This is a genomic window from Methylobacterium sp. J-076 (genome assembly GCF_022829405.1).
In the GTDB taxonomy this organism is placed as follows: Bacteria; Pseudomonadota; Alphaproteobacteria; order Rhizobiales; family Beijerinckiaceae; genus Methylobacterium.
The window spans coordinates 113,421-130,032 of record NZ_JAKSXW010000143.1 but is presented as its reverse complement, the minus strand read 5'-3'; the positions used below and the strand labels follow the sequence as shown (position 1 = coordinate 130,032).

At 72.8% G+C, this 16,612-nt stretch carries 17 protein-coding genes and 1 pseudogene; 14 read left to right on the top strand and 4 right to left on the bottom strand.

Annotated features, from left to right (window positions below; translation table 11 throughout):
* Window positions 1-320: 320 nt before the first annotated feature.
* The 4 genes from MKK53_RS20160 (at window position 321) to MKK53_RS25475 (ending at window position 2,285) form a co-directional block, all read left to right on the top strand.
* Complete coding sequence (locus MKK53_RS20160; protein WP_243930537.1) at window positions 321-824, top strand: cell division protein DivIVA; 504 nt, start codon at window positions 321-323, stop codon at window positions 822-824.
* A gap of 69 nt (window positions 825-893) precedes the next feature.
* On the top strand, window positions 894-1,409 hold the full coding sequence (locus MKK53_RS20155; RefSeq protein ID WP_243930536.1) for a hypothetical protein: 516 nt from the start codon (window positions 894-896) through the stop codon (window positions 1,407-1,409).
* Between the two features lie 25 nt (window positions 1,410-1,434).
* Window positions 1,435-1,989 carry a hypothetical protein gene (locus MKK53_RS25480; protein ID WP_279599149.1) on the top strand — a complete coding sequence of 185 codons (555 nt, stop codon included), beginning with the start codon at window positions 1,435-1,437 and terminating at the stop codon, window positions 1,987-1,989.
* Between the two features lie 38 nt (window positions 1,990-2,027).
* Window positions 2,028-2,285: a hypothetical protein gene (locus MKK53_RS25475; protein ID WP_279599148.1), complete on the top strand. Its 258-nt coding sequence runs from the start codon at window positions 2,028-2,030 to the stop codon at window positions 2,283-2,285.
* Between the two features lie 11 nt (window positions 2,286-2,296).
* Here MKK53_RS25475 and MKK53_RS20140 read toward each other — a convergent pair whose 3' ends face one another.
* A complete protein-coding gene (locus MKK53_RS20140; protein WP_243930535.1) occupies window positions 2,297-3,313 on the bottom strand; it encodes an aldo/keto reductase in 1,017 nt (338 codons plus the stop codon).
* Between the two features lie 166 nt (window positions 3,314-3,479).
* Between MKK53_RS20140 and MKK53_RS20135 the strand changes: the two genes are divergently transcribed.
* On the top strand, window positions 3,480-4,427 hold the full coding sequence (locus tag MKK53_RS20135; protein ID WP_243930534.1) for a sulfite oxidase heme-binding subunit YedZ: 948 nt from the start codon (window positions 3,480-3,482) through the stop codon (window positions 4,425-4,427).
* Window positions 4,428-4,512: 85 nt separating this feature from the next.
* On the top strand, window positions 4,513-4,902 hold the full coding sequence (locus MKK53_RS20130) for a hypothetical protein (protein ID WP_243930533.1): 390 nt from the start codon (window positions 4,513-4,515) through the stop codon (window positions 4,900-4,902).
* A 30-nt stretch (window positions 4,903-4,932) separates the two neighbouring features.
* On the opposite strand, the gene MKK53_RS20125 is transcribed toward MKK53_RS20130, so the two are convergent.
* Entirely contained in the window at window positions 4,933-5,109 is a 177-nt protein-coding gene (locus tag MKK53_RS20125; RefSeq protein WP_243930532.1) for a hypothetical protein, read from the bottom strand.
* Between the two features lie 183 nt (window positions 5,110-5,292).
* Between MKK53_RS20125 and MKK53_RS20120 the strand changes: the two genes are divergently transcribed.
* From MKK53_RS20120 to MKK53_RS20085, 8 genes are all read left to right on the top strand, one after another.
* Complete coding sequence (locus MKK53_RS20120; protein WP_243930531.1) at window positions 5,293-6,312, top strand: NADP-dependent oxidoreductase; 1,020 nt, start codon at window positions 5,293-5,295, stop codon at window positions 6,310-6,312.
* A gap of 382 nt (window positions 6,313-6,694) precedes the next feature.
* Complete coding sequence (gene msuE / locus MKK53_RS20115; protein ID WP_243930530.1) at window positions 6,695-7,270, top strand: FMN reductase; 576 nt, start codon at window positions 6,695-6,697, stop codon at window positions 7,268-7,270.
* Between the two features lie 8 nt (window positions 7,271-7,278).
* The gene (locus MKK53_RS20110) at window positions 7,279-8,226 is read left to right on the top strand and encodes an aliphatic sulfonate ABC transporter substrate-binding protein (protein WP_243930529.1); all 948 of its coding nucleotides are present in this window, start codon (window positions 7,279-7,281) and stop codon (window positions 8,224-8,226) included.
* 6 nt (window positions 8,227-8,232) lie between these two features.
* Window positions 8,233-9,246, top strand: coding sequence for a sulfonate ABC transporter substrate-binding protein (locus MKK53_RS20105; protein ID WP_243930528.1), 1,014 nt, complete (start codon window positions 8,233-8,235; stop codon window positions 9,244-9,246).
* The gene (gene ssuC / locus MKK53_RS20100; RefSeq protein ID WP_243930527.1) at window positions 9,243-10,022 is read left to right on the top strand and encodes an aliphatic sulfonate ABC transporter permease SsuC; all 780 of its coding nucleotides are present in this window, start codon (window positions 9,243-9,245) and stop codon (window positions 10,020-10,022) included. Before MKK53_RS20105 ends, ssuC begins: the two co-directional genes overlap by 4 nt.
* Window positions 10,019-10,855 (top strand): ABC transporter ATP-binding protein, encoded by an 837-nt coding sequence (locus MKK53_RS20095; protein ID WP_409564384.1) that lies wholly within the window; start codon window positions 10,019-10,021, stop codon window positions 10,853-10,855. The genes ssuC and MKK53_RS20095 overlap by 4 nt, the downstream gene beginning before the upstream one ends.
* 18 nt (window positions 10,856-10,873) lie before the next feature.
* On the top strand, window positions 10,874-12,049 hold the full coding sequence (ssuD, locus tag MKK53_RS20090; RefSeq protein WP_243930525.1) for an FMNH2-dependent alkanesulfonate monooxygenase: 1,176 nt from the start codon (window positions 10,874-10,876) through the stop codon (window positions 12,047-12,049).
* A gap of 81 nt (window positions 12,050-12,130) precedes the next feature.
* Window positions 12,131-12,790 (top strand): SCO family protein, encoded by a 660-nt coding sequence (locus tag MKK53_RS20085; RefSeq protein ID WP_243930524.1) that lies wholly within the window; start codon window positions 12,131-12,133, stop codon window positions 12,788-12,790.
* A gap of 142 nt (window positions 12,791-12,932) precedes the next feature.
* Here the strand turns inward: MKK53_RS20085 and MKK53_RS20080 are convergent, their stop codons facing one another.
* Both MKK53_RS20080 and MKK53_RS20075 read right to left on the bottom strand, forming a co-directional pair.
* A complete protein-coding gene (locus tag MKK53_RS20080) occupies window positions 12,933-15,260 on the bottom strand; it encodes a TonB-dependent receptor family protein (protein ID WP_243930636.1) in 2,328 nt (775 codons plus the stop codon).
* Window positions 15,240-16,598, bottom strand: a pseudogene (locus tag MKK53_RS20075) (PepSY-associated TM helix domain-containing protein); the annotation flags it as partial. The pseudogene MKK53_RS20075 and the gene MKK53_RS20080, both read right to left, overlap by 21 nt.
* Window positions 16,599-16,612: the final 14 nt, after the last annotated feature.

Sequence of the window (16,612 nt, the reverse complement as noted above, 5' to 3'; positions counted from 1 at the left end):
CGTTCCCTCGACCGGGCAATTTCAGCCCTTCACATGTTAATGCCGGGCAGGACACATTAGAAAAGCCTTACCCCTCACCACCCTATTAACTGCGCATTAACCATGGGCGTGGTCCACATGCTGATAGATTAAGTTTTCGTGTGGAGGGCAGAAACATGGCGGTGACTGCGCGCACTCCCTGGTCGCAAATTTTGAATCAATTTGCGGAAGGGCTCGACGCTATTCCTGATCAAAGAAGCGCTGAAATTCTGGTTCTCAAGTCGAGTCTCGACAATCCCTCACCCCCGCGTGAGGAGATCGGCGAGAAGGAGACCTTGGACGTGTCGGTCGAACCCGCCCGTCCCCTGGCGCCCCCGCAGTACTCGGCCGCGGCCGAACTGGATCCGGGTGCCGGCGAGGATCTCGCCGACTGGACCACGACCCTCGACATCATCAACGGGATGGCCGGCTACGCCGACGAGCAGCGCTCGCGGGTCAAGGAGCAGGCCAAATCCTACAAGGAGACCCTGCAGGACCTGCAGAAGGAGCTCCGCGACGTCCACCAGCGCCTGCGGCTGTTCGAGAAGCAGGCCGCCGAGACGCAGCTCCAGGCCGATGCCCGCGTCCAGCGGATCCAGGCCGAGGCCGACGCCCAGGTGCAGGAGATCCGCCTCGCCGCGGAGGCCCAGATCCGCTCGATCCGCAACGAGGCCGACGGCCGCGTGAAGATCGCCGAGGAGAAGACCCGGGCCGCCAACCTGCGGGCGGTCACCGCCGAGAAGTGGCTGCAGCGCATCGACAACGCCGCCAAGAACCTTCTGACCGGCGTCCATACCGGCCTCTGAGCCGTCCCCTCACCGTCCCCGGACCGCTCCGGAGACCCACGCAACAGGGAACACACGGGACTGGGACCGATGGACGACCTCAGCTACGAGCAGAACCCCACCGTCAGTTCGCTCATGGACAAGGGGAAGAAGTTCGCCAATGCCGAGCAGGTGAAGAAGATCCTGCTGCTGAACACGGCCGGGAAGACGCTGGACAAGGGCCATGGCGAGGGCCTTCCGAGCGCGGAGAAGATGACCGGGCTGCTCGAGCGGGTGCGCGACGCGGCGAGCTACATCCGCGACGTCGAGGACCGCGCCCAGGAGCAGGAGTTCCGCACCCAGGAACTGCTGGACCAGGTCCGGGCCGACATGCATGCGGCCCGGGGCCAGGTGCAGGCGGCCGAGCAGCGGACGCGGGACATCCAGGTCCAGGCCAACGCCCTGATCAAGGCCGCCGAGGACCGGGCGCGCGTCGCCGAGGAGCGGGCGGAGGCCGCCGAGGGCTGGCTGCGGCGCGTCGCCGAGGCGATCGAATCCGAGTTCGCCCCCGGATCGGCCGAAGCCGCCGCGATCCGCACGAGCATCGGCCGCGCCGCCGTGGCGTAACGGTCCACAGGGACAGGGGACCAGGATGGCAGGGATTGACGACGCGTTCTGGGATCAGCTCGACGCCCGCATCGCCGCCACCATCGTCACGGCGCCGCGTCGGCGCCGGTCCCAGGCCCCCACCCGCAGCGCCCACGTCCGCGCCCCGCGGCCGGCGCCCGCGGACGAAGCCCCCCCGGAACGCCACCAAGTCTCGGACTGGACCGGTCTGGTGGAGACGATCTCCGCGGCCGGCGCCGCCGCCCAGGAGCAGGACACCCGCCTGCGCCGGCAGAACGCCGCCTACGAGGCGCTCGCCAGCGACCTCCGGCAGGCCCTGGACGACGTGGAGAAGTACAAGGCCCTGGTCGCGAAGGCGCAGGCCCAGGTCGAGGCCAAGTCCCTGGAGATCCAGGCCCTGGCGGATGCGCGGGTCGAGGCCATCCAGGCCCGGGCCGACGCCCGGGTGAGGCGGGCCGAGGAGCGGGCCCTGGCCGCCGACCGGCGCGCGGTCGTGGTCGAGGACTGGCTCTCGGACTTCGACGAGGCGAGCCGGGCCCTGCTGCCCAGCCCGCGCATGGCCTTCGCCAGGGCGTCCTGAGCCGCCCCCGCCCCTCGCCGCCTCCCCCAGTGACCCGAATGCATCGACGCCCCGTCCTCCTCGGCCTCGCCGGGCTCCTGGCCGCGGCGACGGCGGGCTGCACCCCGCGGGAGCCGCCCCAGACCGCTCAGCTCACCCCCGCCGCCCACGCGCGGGCACCGGGCCGGGCCGGGGCCGGACACCGGATCCGGGCGCTCCACCGGAGGCCGGCGACGCCCCGCCCCGCCGACGCGCCGCAGGCCGCGGCCACGCCGCCGGGGGCCGCGCCCCTCCGCCTGCGCCTCGGCCGCGACTGAGCCGGCCCGCGTCAGAGGCTGCCCGAGCGCGGCAGCCGCCCCTCGATCGGATAGGCCGGATCGTTGTAGCCGGGGGTCGAGGGGTGGCCCACGGCGACGGACGCATCCACCAGGGCCTCGTCCTCCGCGGTGAAGGCGTAGTCGAGGGCGCCGAGGTAATCCTCCCACTGCGCGAGGGTGCGCGGGCCGGCGATCACACCCGTCACGAGGCGGTTGTTGAGCACCCAGGCCGTGGCGAACTGCCCCGCCGAGAGGCCCCGCGCCTCCGCATGGGCCCGGAAGGTCCGGGCGATGCGCAGGGATTCCGGGCGCCACTCGGTCTGCATCATCCGCGTGTCGGACCGGCCGGCGCGGGACTCCTCCGGCGGCGGGGCGTCGGGATCGTACTTGCCGGTGAGGACGCCGCGGGCGAGGGGCGAGTAGGGGAAGACGCCGAGCCCGAAATGCGCGCAGGCCGGCAGGTGCTCGGTCTCCGGCATCCGGTTGAGGGCGTTGTAGTAGGGCTGGCTCACCACCGGGCGGTCGATCCCCGCCTCGTCGCAGAGCCGGCAGATCTCCGCCACCCGCCAGGACCGGTGGTTCGAGACGCCGAAGTAGCGGATCTTGCCCGCGCGGACGAGGTCGGCCATCGCCCTCACCGTCTCGGAGAGGGGCGTGCCGTGGTCCTCCTTGTGGAGGTAGTAGATGTCGATGAAGTCGGTGCCGAGCCGGCGCAGGCTGTCCTCGGCGGCCTTCATCACGTGGACGCGCGAGAGGCCGCCCTCGTTCGGCCCGCGGCCGACCGGGGTCGAGACCTTCGTCGCCAGCACCCAGCGGTGGCGGGCGGGGCCGATGAGGCGGCCGGTGATCTCCTCGGAGCGGCCCTCCGTGTAGACGTTGGCCGTGTCGATGAAGTTGACCCCGGCCTCGCCGGCATGGGCGACGATCCGGCCGGCATCGGCCTCGTCGGTCGGCCCGCCGAACATCATGGTGCCGAGGCAGATCGGCGAGACCGTGAGGCCGGAACGGCCGAGATGGCGGTACTGCATGGCGTGGTCCGTCTGGTGGGCGCGGCCCGATCTATCTCCGCCGGGGATGAGCCGCGTCAACCGCGCCGCCGCGTAACCGCCCGGCGCGGCGCGGCGAACTGCCCCTGCGAGGGGACCGGATCGCTCCCGGACCGTTCCCCTTCCCGCCGCCCCCGTGCCGAGCCCGATGACGAACACCGCAAACCCGGCCCCGCCGCGCACCGCCCCCGGCTCCCGGCCCGCGCTCCGGTCCTGGCCCTGGCTCGACCGGGCGGGCCGCCTGTCCTGGCTGAAGCTCGCGATCTTCCTCGCCTGCCTCGCGCCGGCCTGCGAGCTGGCCGCCGCCTACCGGCTCGACGCGCTGGGCGCCAAGCCCGTCACCGCCCTGATCCACGGCACCGGCGAATGGGCGATGCGGTTCCTCCTGGCGAGCCTCGCCATCTCGCCCCTGCGCCGCATCGCCGACTGGCCGCGGCTGATCCTGGTGCGGCGGATGCTCGGGGTGACGGCGATGGCCTACGCCCTCGCCCACCTCGCCCTCTACGTCGCCGACCAGAACTTCGACCTCGTGAAGGTGGTCTCGGAGATCGCCCTGCGGATCTACCTGACCATCGGCTTCGTCGCCCTCGCCGGGCTGATCGCCCTGGGCGCCACCTCGACGGACCGGGCGATCCGCGCCATGGGGCCGAACTGGCACCGCCTGCACCGGCTCGCCTACACGATCACGGTGCTGGGGCTCGTCCACTACTTCCTGCAGGCGAAGATCGACGTCTCCGCGCCGGTCTTCTGGACGGGCGTGTTCCTGCTGCTGATGGGCTGGCGCATCATGCGGCGCGTCCACGCGCCCGAGCGCCCCTGGGCGCTGCTCCTATTGGCGCTGTGCGCCGCCCTGCTGACGGCGGCGCTCGAGGCGGCGTGGTACGGGCTCGCCAGCGGCGTCCCGGCCGACCTCGTCCTCTCGGCCAACCTCGATTTGTCGGGCCCGATCCGGCCGGCCTGGTGGGTCCTGGCCGTGGGCCTCGCCCTGCCGGCCGCAGCCCTGGTCCGGGACCTGCGGGGGCGGGGGACCTCCGCCCGCCGGGCACCCGCCCGGCAGGCCCCGCGGACGGCCGCCCCCCTGGCGCCCGAGGTGTGAGGCCGCGCTTGTCGGCGGGGTCGCGATGCCGCAGAACCCGCCCGGTCGCCCGCCCTCCCCGCGGGACGATTGCGGAGTTTTTCGGATGACGCGCGGCCCGCTGCTTCTCCTCGCCCTCATCCTGTCGCCTGCGGCGGCGCTCGCGGCGCCCCCCGCCAAGCCGGCGGCGCCCACCCCGGCCAAGCCCGCCGCGGCGGCGCCGACCCCGGCCGCCGCCTCCTGCACCGCCCCGGTCCCCCCGGCGACGGGGGAGCGGCCCCAGAAGCCGTCCCTGCCGCCGAAGCCCGCCTGCCTCGACACCAAGGAAGGCTGCCCCGGCTGGGAGGCCTACAGCTACAACGACGCGGCCAAGACCTTCAACGCCCAGGCCCAGGCCTTCCGCCCCCTGGCCGAGGCCTACCTTCAGAAACTCAACGCCTACGTGAAGGCGAGCTCGGCCTACGCCCAGTGCGAGGCCGAAGCCATGCAGCGCTAGCCCCGGCCGCGCCGGGGCCCGGGCCGGCGGTCAGATCCGCGCGGGGGCCTTCTTGAGGGCGGCGGCGAAGGCCTTGAGCTGGCGGTTCAGGTCGGCCAGCTCGTTGAGGGCGATGGTCTTGTGCCCATCGCGAACCGCCCGCTCGATATCCTCGACCTGCGAGGCGACGAGGCGGCGGAGCGCGGTGGCGACTTGTTCACGGGTCATCGATCGAGCGACTTCGCGGGCTTCTCGGAGGACGGCCGGACGGGCGGCCGGGCACCGGACGGTGATAGGCCGGTAGGCTTAACCCTTCGTGTCCCGCCGGGCCGCGGCCCCGGTTTGCCCCCGCGCCCGGGCGCCCCAGATGCGGGGGGCCGACCCGATCCGTCCCGACCACAGGAAACCACCATGGCCGCCATGAACCGCCGCATCGTCCTGGCCGCCCGTCCGCACGGCGAGCCGAAGCCCGCAGATTTCCGCCTGGAGGAGGTGCCCGTCCCGACGCCGGGCCCCGGCCAGGTCCTGCTGCGGACGAAGTGGCTCTCCCTCGACCCCTACATGCGCGGCCGGATGAGCGCGGCGAAATCCTACGCCGCGCCGGTGGAGATCGGGGCGCCGATCACCGCCGAGACGGTGGGCGAGGTGGTGGCCTCGAACAACCCGGATTACCGGGTCGGGGAGCTGCTGACGGCCTTCGCCGGCTGGCAGGACTACGCCGTCACGGACGGCAAGGGATCCCGCCGGGTGGACCCCGGCGCGGCGGCACCCTCGACGGCGCTCGGCATCCTCGGCATGCCGGGGATGACCGCCTATACCGGCCTCCTGAACATCGGCCGGCCCAAGCCCGGCGAGACCGTCGTGGTCGCCGCGGCGGCGGGGCCGGTCGGCTCCCTGGTCGGGCAGATCGCCCGGCTGAAGGGCGCCAGGGCGGTGGGGATCGCGGGCGGGGCCGACAAGGGCCGCTACCTGACCGAGGAACTCGGCTTCGATGCCGCCGTCGATCACCGCGCCCCGGACTTCCCCGAGGCCCTGGCCCGGGCCTGCCCACAGGGCATCGACGTCTATTTTGAAAATGTCGGCGGGGCGGTGTTCGACGCGGTGCTGCCGCTGCTGAACGATTTCGCCCGCCTGCCGGTCTGCGGCCTCGTCTCGGCCTACAACGCCACCGAGGTGCCCCCCGGCCCCGACCAGCGCCCGGCGCTGATGCGCATGGTGCTCACCAAGCGCCTGCACATCCAGGGCTTCATCGTGTGGGACTTCGCCTCCCAGGCGGAGGACTTCCGCCGGGACGTCGGCGCGTGGTTGCAGGAGGGCCGCGTGCGCTACCGCGAGGACGTGGTCGAGGGGCTGGAGAACGCCCCCGAGGCCTTCATCGGGATGCTCAAGGGCCGCAACTTCGGCAAGCTCGTGGTGCGCGTCGCCCCCTGACGGGGTGGCCCGGCCTTCAGCGCGACCGCGGCGGGGGGACCGCGGCACTGGTTTCGTCTCCGCAACGCGGCCGGGGCGCGATCTTTTTCGCCCCGGCGGATGGCACGCGAAAGCATTCTTCGCCCCGCCACCCGTCATTTTGAGTTCAATCGAACATTTTCATCGCGTCTCCCGGCGGACGGCGCAGCGTTTTCCTTTATCTCCCGCCGATGCGGAAAGATCGTCTGGCGCAGCCGCGATCTTTGAAAGAGCATTTTATTGACCCGCGGGCGACCCGGCGCCACCCTTTAGGGCAACAACTTGGACCGGTGACACCGGGTGTGGGCCGAACCGTTCGGCCTGCGCGCCTCCCGCCGGCCAGACCCACCGGAAAGACCCCGCGATGACCCGTCCGAGACTCGTCGGCCTGAGTGCGAACGTCCAGCGTCCGTCCAAGACGCGCACCCTCGTCGAGACGATCGTCCGGGAGGCAGGGGCGCGCGGCGCGGTCGAGGCGCGGGTGTTCGACTTCGTGGATGCCGGCCCCGGCCTCGGCGCCGCCTGGACCCGGGACCAGCTTCCCCTGCCGGCCCGCCGGCTGATCGAGGCCATCGAGGCGGCGGACGGCCTCGTCGTCGGCTCGCCGGTCTACAAGGGCAGCTACACGGGGCTGTTCAAGCACCTGTTCGACCTCGTCGATCCCCAGGCCCTGGCCGGCAAGCCCGTCGCCATCGCCGCGACGGGGGGCGGCCCACGCCACGCCCTGGTGGTGGAGCATTCCTTCCGGCCGCTGTTCGGGTTCTTCGGCGCCCTCCAGGTCCCCGTGAGCGTCTACGCCTCGGACGCCGAGTTCACGGACGGCGCCCTGACCGACGGGGGCGTGCGCGAGCGGGCGGCCCTGGCCGGCGGCTTCCTCGCCGACCTCCTGGCCCACCGGGCGAGCACCGCGGCACCGGCCGCCCTCGCAGCGGCCCGGTGATCGGGACGATGCTGCACCGACGCACGCTCCTGGCCGGGCTCGCCGCGCTGCCGGCCCTGCACGCCGCCCGCGCCGCCGGGGCGGACACCCTGCGCATCGGCTACCAGAAGAACGGCATCCTCGTCGTCGCCAAGCAGCAGCGCGCGATCGAGGCCGCCCTGGATCCCCTCGGCCATCAGGTCACCTGGGTGGAGTTCTCCTTCGGGCCGCCGCTGCTCGAAGCCCTCTCCCTCGGCGGGATCGATTTCGGCCAGACCGGGGACGCGCCGCCGATCTTCGCGCAGGCGGCGAAATCGCCCCTCGTCTACGCCGCCGCGCAGGAAGCGGGGGGCTCCGGCTCCGGCATCCTGCTGCCGAAGGGCTCGCCCATCCGGTCCCTCGCGGACTTGAGGGGCAAGCGCGTCGCCTTCGCCAAGGCGTCGAGCGCCCACAACCTCACCGTGGCGGCCCTGGAGAAGGCGGGGCTGACCTATGCGGAGATCGAGCCGGTGACCCTCGCCCCGGCCGACGCGGCCGCCGCCTTCGCCCGGGGCAGCATCGACGCCTGGACGATCTGGGACCCCTACTTCGCCATCGCGGAGGCCGGCGACGGCGTGCGCGTCCTCGCGACCGCCAACGACATCGCCCGGCAGAACAACTTCTTCCTCGCGAGCCGGGCGCTCGCCGAGCAGAAGGCCGCCGTGCTCTCCGCGGCGATCGGGGCGCTGGGCCACGTGGCGCAATGGTGCACGCAGAACCGGGGCGAGGTGGCGGCGCTGCTGTCTCAGGGCACCGGCGTGCCGCTCGCCGCCACGCGGCGGGCGGTCGACCGGACCGATTACGTGATCGGCCCGATGAACCCCGGCGTCGTCGCCGCCCAACAGGCGATCGCCGACCGCTTCCACTCCCTCAAGCTCATTCCCCGCCCGATCCGCGTCGCGGATGCGGTCTGGACGGCCCCCGACCGCAACGGCTGACCGACGATGACCGATCGACCCCCCCGCACCCTGGCCTCGCCCTTCCCGGCCCATGCCGGCCCGAGCCGTCGCCTCCTCATGGCCGGCGGCCTCGGGCTCGCGGCGGCGGCGGCCCTGCGCCCGGCCCGCGCCGCAGGAAGCACCCTGCGCATCGGCTACCAGAAGTACGGATCGCTCGTGCTCCTCAAGGGGCGCGGCACCCTGGAGCGCGCCCTCCAGCCCCTGGGCGTGGCGGTGGAATGGTCGGAGTTCCCCTCCGGCCCGCCGCTGATGGAGGCGCTGAACGCCGGGGCGATCGATTTCGGCTCGGCCGGCGAGGCGCCGCCGATCTTCGCCCAGGCGGCGAGCCCGGAGCTGCGCTACGTCGCCGCCGAGCCGCCCGCCCCCCGGGGCGAGGCGATCCTGGTGCCCAAGGACAGCCCCGTCCGCACCGTCGCCGACCTGCGCGGCCGGACCATCGCCCTCAACAAGGGCTCGAACGTCCACTTCCTGCTGGTGCGCGCCCTGGAGCAGGCCGGCGTCCCCTACGACGGGGTGAAGCTCGCCTTCCTCGCCCCGGCGGACGCCAACGCCGCCTTCGTGCGCGGCGCCGTCGATGCCTGGGCGATCTGGGACCCTTACCTCGCCGCCGCCGAGCGTTCCACGGGGGCGCGGGTGCTGGCGGACGGCCAGGGGCTCGCGCCCAACCGCCAGTTCTACTTCTCGCGCCGGGGCTTCACCGACCCCCATCCCGAGATCGTCTCGGCCGTGCTGAAGGCCATCGGCGAGGTCGATGCCTGGGCCGCCGGCCATGCCGAGACGGTGGCGGCCGAGCTCGCCCCGACGGTCGGCATCCCGGCGCCGATCCTCGGCGTGGCGCTCGGGCGCCTCTCCTACGGGGTGGCGCCCCTGGACGCCGCCACGGTGGCCGACCAGCAGCGGGTCGCCGACGCGTTCCGCAGCCTCGGCCTCCTGCCCAAGCCCCTGCGCGTGGCCGACGCGGTCTGGGCCGACCCCAAGCGACAGGCGGACAATCGATGACCCTCTCCCTTTCGCGGGCACGGCACGCCACGGTCCCCTGGCTCCTGCCGGCGGCGATCCTCGTCGGATGGCAGGCCGCGGTCTCGGCCGGCCTCATCTCGAGCCGCGTGATGCCGGCCCCCCTCGACGTGGTCCGCGCCGGCTGGGAGGCCGGGCGGACGGGCGAGCTCTGGACCAACCTCGGCGTCAGCACCCTGCGGGCGCTGGCGGGCTTCGCCGTCGGCGGCGGCATCGGGTTCGTCCTGGGCCTCGCCAACGGGCTGTCGCGCCTGTCGGAGCGGCTCACGGACACCTCCGTGCAGATGGTGCGCAACGTGCCCCACCTGTCGCTGATCCCCCTGGTGATCCTGTGGTTCGGCATCGGCGAGGAGGCGAAGCTGTTCCTCGTCGCGCTCGGGGTGTTCTTCCCGATCTACGCCAACACCCTGCACGGCATCCGCTCGGTGGATCCGGCCCTGGTGGAGATGGGCCGGGTCTACGGCATGTCCCGGGCGGAGCTGTTCCGCCGGGTCGTCCTGCCCGGCGCCCTGCCCTCGATCTTCGTCGGCCTGCGCTACGCGCTCGGCATCATGTGGCTCACGCTCATCGTCGCCGAGACGATCTCCGCCTCCTCCGGGCTCGGCTACATGGCGATGCAGGCGCGCGAGTTCATGCTCGTCGACGTCGTGGTGCTGGCGATCCTCATCTACGCCCTGCTCGGCAAGCTCGCCGACACCTTCACCCGGGCGCTCGAACGGAGCTGCCTGTCCTGGAACCCCGCCTACAGGAGCGCCTGATGCTCGACACCCTGAGCCGGGACGCCCCCGCGCCCCTCGACGCGCCCCCCCGGGAGCCGGTCGCGCCGGCCCGCCGCCAGCCCGCCCACGGCCTCGCCGTCACCGTGCACGACCTGCACAAGAGCTTCGACGGGCACCCCGTCATCACCGGGCTCGACCTGTTCCTGCCGGCCGGCGGCTTCACGGCCATCGTCGGCCGCTCCGGCTGCGGCAAGAGCACCCTCCTGCGGACGATCCTCGGCCTGGAGACGCCCACCGCCGGGCGGGTCCAGGTGGAGGCCGGGGCGGCCACCTCGCCCCGGGCGGCGCCGTCCCAGCGGATCATGTTCCAGGAGCCGCGCCTGCTGCCCTGGGCGAGCGTGCTCGACAACGTGGCGGTGGGCCTGACCGGGCTCGGCACCCGCGCCGAGCGCCGGGACCGGGCCCAGGCGGCGCTGGCCGAGGTGGGGCTGGCGGACAAGGCCGGCCAATGGCCCGCGACCCTCTCCGGCGGCCAGCGCCAGCGCGTCGCCCTGGCCCGCGCCCTGGTGAGCGGGCCGGGCCTGCTCGCCCTCGACGAGCCGCTGGGCGCCCTCGACGCCCTGACGCGCATCGGCATGCAGGAGCTGATCGAGCGCATCTGGCAGGCGCAGGGCTTCACCGCCCTCCTCGTCACCCATGACGTGAGCGAGGCGGTGGCGCTGGCCGACCGCATCCTCGTCATGGAGGGCGGACGCATCGCCCTCGACCTGCGGGTCGACGTGCCCCGGCCGCGCCGCCGGGGCGAGCCCGACCTCGCGCGCCTGGAAGGGCGCATCCTCGACCACCTGCTCGGCACGCCCCAGGCGGCCTGACGCACGAAGGACCACACCATGACCGCATCGCAAGACGGGCGCGCCGACGTCCTCTGGTTCCTGCCGACCCACGGCGACGGGCGCTACCTCGGGGCGTCGGAGGGTGCGCGGGAGGTGTCGCTGCCCTACCTCCGGCAGATCGCGCAGGGCGCCGACGAACTCGGCTATTTCGGCGTGCTGCTGCCGACCGGCCGATCCTGCGAGGATTCCTGGGTGATCGCCTCGGCGCTGGCCCCCCTGACGCGGGACCTGCGCTTCCTCGTGGCGGTCCGGCCCGGCCTCCAGGAGCCCTCCGTCGCGGCGCGCATGGCGGCGACCCTCGACCGGATCTCCAACGGGCGGCTGCTCATCAACGTCGTCACCGGGGGCGATCCGGTGGAGCTGGCCGGCGACGGCGTGTTCCTCTCCCATGGCGAGCGCTACGCGGTCACGGACGAGTTCCTGCACATCTGGCGCGGCCTCATGGGCGGCGAGACCGTGAACTTCGAGGGCAAGCATCTGCGGGTGGAGAACGGCCGGGTGATCTTCCCGCCCGTGCAGAAGCCCTACCCGCCGCTCTATTTCGGCGGCTCGTCGCCCGCCGGCATGGCGGTCGCGGCCGAGCATTGCGACGTCTACCTCACCTGGGGCGAGCCCCCGGCCCAGGTCGCGGAGAAGATCGCCGCCGCCCGGGAGGCCGCCGCGGCCAAGGGCAAGACCTTCTCCTACGGCATCCGCCTGCACGTCATCGTCCGCGAGACCGAGGCCGAGGCCTGGGACGCGGCCGAGCGCCTGATCTCCCGCGTGGACGACGCCACCATCGCCAAGGCGCAGGAGACCCTGAAGCGCCAGGATTCCGTCGGCCAGCGCCGGATGATGGCGCTCCACGGGGGCAGCCGCGACAACCTCGTCGTCTCCCCGAACCTCTGGGCCGGCGTCGGGCTGGTGCGCGGCGGGGCGGGCACGGCCCTCGTCGGCTCGGCCGACCAGGTCGCCGACCGGATGAAGGAGTACATCGACATCAGCATCGACCGGTTCATCCTCTCCGGCTACCCGCACCTGGAGGAAGCCTACCGCTTCGCGGAGCTGGTCTTCCCCAAGCTCCCCCTGCGCGCCACCACCGGGCGGACCGGGGGGCGGGCCCGCAACGACGGGCCGTTCGGCGAGATCATCGCCAACGACCTCGTGCCGCAGCGGCAGGTCTCGGCGAGCTGACCTGCGCCGCCGGGGCGCGGTGGCATTCGGCCCGCCCCGGCGTTATCTGAAGGTGGCCGCCGCGCCGCCCGGATGCCGCCCGTGATCTCCACCCCCCTCGCCGTCCTCGCCTCCGGCGTGATGCTGGCCTTCGTGGCCGCCGGCACGGGCGCGATCATGCTGCAGCAGGGCTCCTCCTTCAGCCACCCCCGGCGGGTCGGCGGCCCGTTCACCCTCGCCGACCTCGACGGCAAGCCGGTCACCGAGGCGGACCTGAAGGGCAAGCCCACGGCCCTGTTCTTCGGCTTCACCCGGTGTCCGGAGGTCTGCCCCACCACCCTCACGACGCTCTCGGGCGCCCTGGAGCGGATGGGCAAGGACGGCGACCGGCTGAACGTCGTGTTCGTCACCCTCGACCCGGCCCGCGACACGCCGGACACCCTGCGCGACTACCTCACCGCCTTCGACCCGCGCATCCGCGCCCTGGTCGGCACGCCGGAGGAGGCCGCCCGGATGGCCGACCTCTACCACGTCCATGTCCGCCGCATCCCCACCAGGGACGGCGACTACACCCTGGAGCACACGGCCGCCGTCGAGCTCTTCGACCGGGACGGGAAGGTGGTGGGTGAGATCGGCTACAACGAGGAGGCCAAGATCGCCCTCGCCAAGCTGATCACCCTGGCCTTCCCCGGCCAGTGCCACCCCGGCGGCGGGGTGAGCCTCTGGGACGGGGCGGCGGACGGGACCTGCAAGGCGTCGTGATCGCGCCTCCGAACCCGCCGCCGTCACCGTAAGGGCAGCGAAGCGACCCAGGGTCGCGCCGCGCCGCCATGCGTCGCGCCCCTGGATGATGTCACGTCGTGCGCCCTGACGATGCGGCCCGGAGGGACCGCGTCCCCGGCCCTCAGAACGCCAGCCGCATCCCCCCCGTGAAGGTGCGCGGCGCGCCGGCATAGACGGAGCCCGTGGTGGTCGCGAGGACGGCCGCCCCGTTCTGGAACCCGGTGGTGGCGCTGATCGTGTTGGCGAGGTTCTGCGCCGAGGCGACGTAGACCGTGTCGAACAGGTTGCGCACCTCGAAATACAGGTTCAGCCGCTTGGCGTAGCCGCCCGTCAGGGCGGTGTCATAGTGGATGTTGGCGTTGACGACCGCGTAGCCCGGCGCCTTCAGCAGGTTGGCGTTGTCGATCGCGAAGTCGTCCTGGAACACCGTCTCCACGAAGGCGCCGAGGCCGGCCAGGGGCCCCACCGGCACGTCGTAGCCGACCCGGGCGAGGAGCTGGTTCGCCGGCACGCCGGGGATGCGGTTGCCGGCTCGGTCGAAGGTCCGGGCGAGGTTGCCGGCGCTGATCTGCTCCACGTACTTCGTGTAGATCTGGTCGGTGAAGCCGTAGGCCGCCGTCGCCCGCCAGCCGGGGGCGAAGTCGTAGGTCGCGCCGAACTCGATGCCGCGGTGCTCGGAGGCCGGGGCGTTGAAGGTGTAGGCGAGAAGCCCCGCCCCGGGGGATTGCGAGACCAGCTCGTTGCGGAAGAACTCGTAGTACCCGGTGAGGCTCACCGAGACGCCCGGCAGGGGTGTCCAGTCGGCGCCGAGGTCGAAGCCCAGGTTCTCCTGCGTCTTCAACTGCGTGTTGTTGCCGGGCAGGCCGGCGGGGGTGATGAACAGGTTCGAGGCGGCCGGCGTGGTGTAACCGGTCGCCGCGCGGGCACGGATCTGCCACGCCTCGCTCGCCCTGTAGACCAGCGCGAGTTCGGGCGCCGTGTTCAGGAAGCTGCGGTCGGTGTCGGCCAGCGACCGCGTGGTCCCCGCCGCCGTGGTCGTGAAGGCGATGTTGCGGCCGGTGATGCGGGTCGACTCGGCGCTGATGCCGGCCACCGCCGTCCAGCGGTCGGTGAGCGCCACCTCGACCCGCGCCCGCCCGCCGAGGTTGTCCTGCACGGCGCTCTGGTCGCCGATCAGCGCCCCGAGCCGCGGGCCGCCATAGGGCGCCCGGTTGTAGGTGCTGATGTGGTTGTCGATGGTGTTGTAGGCGAGCGCCACGTAGCCCACCGCCGGTAGGCCGAACAGGTCGCCCTGCCGGGTCAGGTCGGTGAGGAAGTTCCACGATGGGTACGAGCCCCGCGAGGAGGTGGTGTAGAACGGCTGGTTGAAGTTGCGCTCGTCGAACACGAGCTGCGTGCGCCAGGTGGTGAAGGCGTCGAAATCGTGCTCGTAGCGCAGGCCGACGACGGTGCGGCGGTCGTTGCGCTGGAGCGAGGCCTCGCTCGCCGTCACCGGCACGGTCCGCCCGAAGGCGCCGTTCACGAAGTAATTGTAGGTGGTGCACCCCGCCGCCGCCGTCAGCGCCGAGGCGCAGCCCCGCTGGTAGGGGTTGATGCCGTACTGCGCCAGGGACGAGCGGGCCGCGAGGTTGGCGTGGAGGTCGTTGTTGATGACCTTCAAGGTGAAGCGGTTGTCGGGGGTCGGGGTGTAGCTCGCCAGCAGGTTGACGGTCTGCGTGTCGTAGGACGCGTGGTCCTGGTAGCCGTCGCCGCGCACGTCGCTGGCGAACAGGCTGATCTCGAACGGCCCGCTCACTCCGCCCACGGTGAAGTAGTGCGACAGGTAGCCGAACGAGCCCGCATCGACGCCGACCTCGTAGCCGTCGATCTCCCGCCCGGTGCGGGTGCGGAAGGCGATGGCGCCCCCGGTGGCGTAGTTGCCGAACAGGGCCGATTGCGGCCCCCGGAACACGTCGATCCGGCTGTAGGCGCGGGGATCGGTGAGGTCGAACCGGGAGGCGCCGTCGGGCTGGGTGAGGATGAACCCGTCCTCCAGCACCACCAAGTTCTTGATGACGCCGGTGGAGCGGGCGTTGTTGCCGCGGATCGAGACGATGACGTCCCGGGCGCCGTTGCCCTGCCGCACGGTGACGCCGGGGCTGTTGATCAGCACCGAGCCGATGCTCGTCGCCGGGCGGTCGGCGATGGTGTTCTGGCGGTCGATCTCGGTGACGACCTGGCCCACGGGGCGGTCGATCACCAGCGAGGCGCTGTTGGGCGGGGCGGCGACGCCGAAGGCGCGCGGGGCGCCCGGCACCGGGCCGCCCTCGCCGGTGACGGAGAGTTCCCCGAGGGTGACGGCCTCCTGGGCCCGCGCGCCGACGAGGGGAGCCCCGGCGAAGAGCGCGGCGAGGAGGAGCGGCGCGGTGGCCCCCCTGCGCCCCCGGGCGCGGCGCAGGGCGCGGCCCACGGCGAGGTCGAGGCCGAGCATGGCCAGGATCGCGAGGCCGGTGAGGGGAAACAGCGCGCCGAGCCCGGCGACGAGGGCCGTGACCACCGCCACGACCCCCCGGTCCCGCGGCCAGGGCGGCACGCCGACCCCGCCCCTGGGCCGGCGCTTCCACCACATCGCCCCCGCCGTGGCGGAGAGCAGGAGGGTGGCGAGGCAGAAGGCCAGCATCACGAGCTGGTTCCCCCGGCCCCAATATTGGCCGAGATGGAGGGACACCCCGGTCTGGACCAGTCGTCCCACCGGTCCGAGGTCGCTGAACCGCACATCGACCAGGGGCTGGCCCGTGTACTGGTCGAGGGAGACGATGCGCTGGTGGGCGATGTCCTTCGGATAGACCGCCGCCGCGTAGACGCCCTCCGGCCCGACCGGGAGCGTCAGGGTGTAGCCCCGCGGCATCCCGAGGCGGGCGAGGGAGGCCGCCGCCTCATCGATGCCGATCGGCCTCCCCCCCGAGCCGGAGCGTGGCAGGGGGGCGGTCTGCATGGTCCACCCGGTGGCGTCGAGCACCTGACCCATCGGCACGGTGGAGACCGGCTTGTTCGCCCAGAGGATGGCGGGCTGGCCGAGGCCGGCGGCGTTCGACCAGTTGCGCAGCTGCTCGCCCCACCAGATCGACCAGGGCAGGCCCGTCAGCGCCAGGAACAGCAGGCCGCCGCCGGCCACGAAGCCGGTCACCGCATGGAGGTCGCGCCACCAGACCCGGCGCCGCGGCGTCCCGCGGAGGGTGACGACCCCGCCCTCCTGCCCCCGCGGCCACCACAGATAGGTGCCGGTGATCACGAGGATGATCGCGAAGCCGGCCACGATCTCGATGATCCCGTTCGCCACCGGCCCGAAATAGGCGAGGCTGTGCAGGCGCCGGACCAGCATAGCGAACTCGCCGTCCCGGTCGACGGTGTCGAGGACGGTGCCGTCCGCGGGGTCGAGGTAGACGACGCGCTGCCGGAGCCCCTCGGCGAGGGTCACCGTGGCCGAGGCGTCGGGCTGGGCCGGGTCGGTGTAGCTGAGCGGGGTGCCGCCGGGCACGGCCTGCATCGCCTCGAAGATCAGCCGGTCCGGCCCCAGGGGGCGGGCCGCGGGGACGACCGTGGTGCGGCCCGCGAACACGGTGGCGTTGATCTCGTCCTTGAACAGGTAGAGCGCCCCCGTCGCGGAGAGCGTCATCAGGAAGGGCAGGCAGAGCAGGCCGGCGTAGAAATGCCAGCGCCAGACGGCGCGATACACGGCCTCGCGCGAGGCGCGGGCGGGCTGCGCGACGCCGAGGGGGCGGGCGCTGCCGGAAAGCGAGAGCGACATGATGGGGTCCGGAA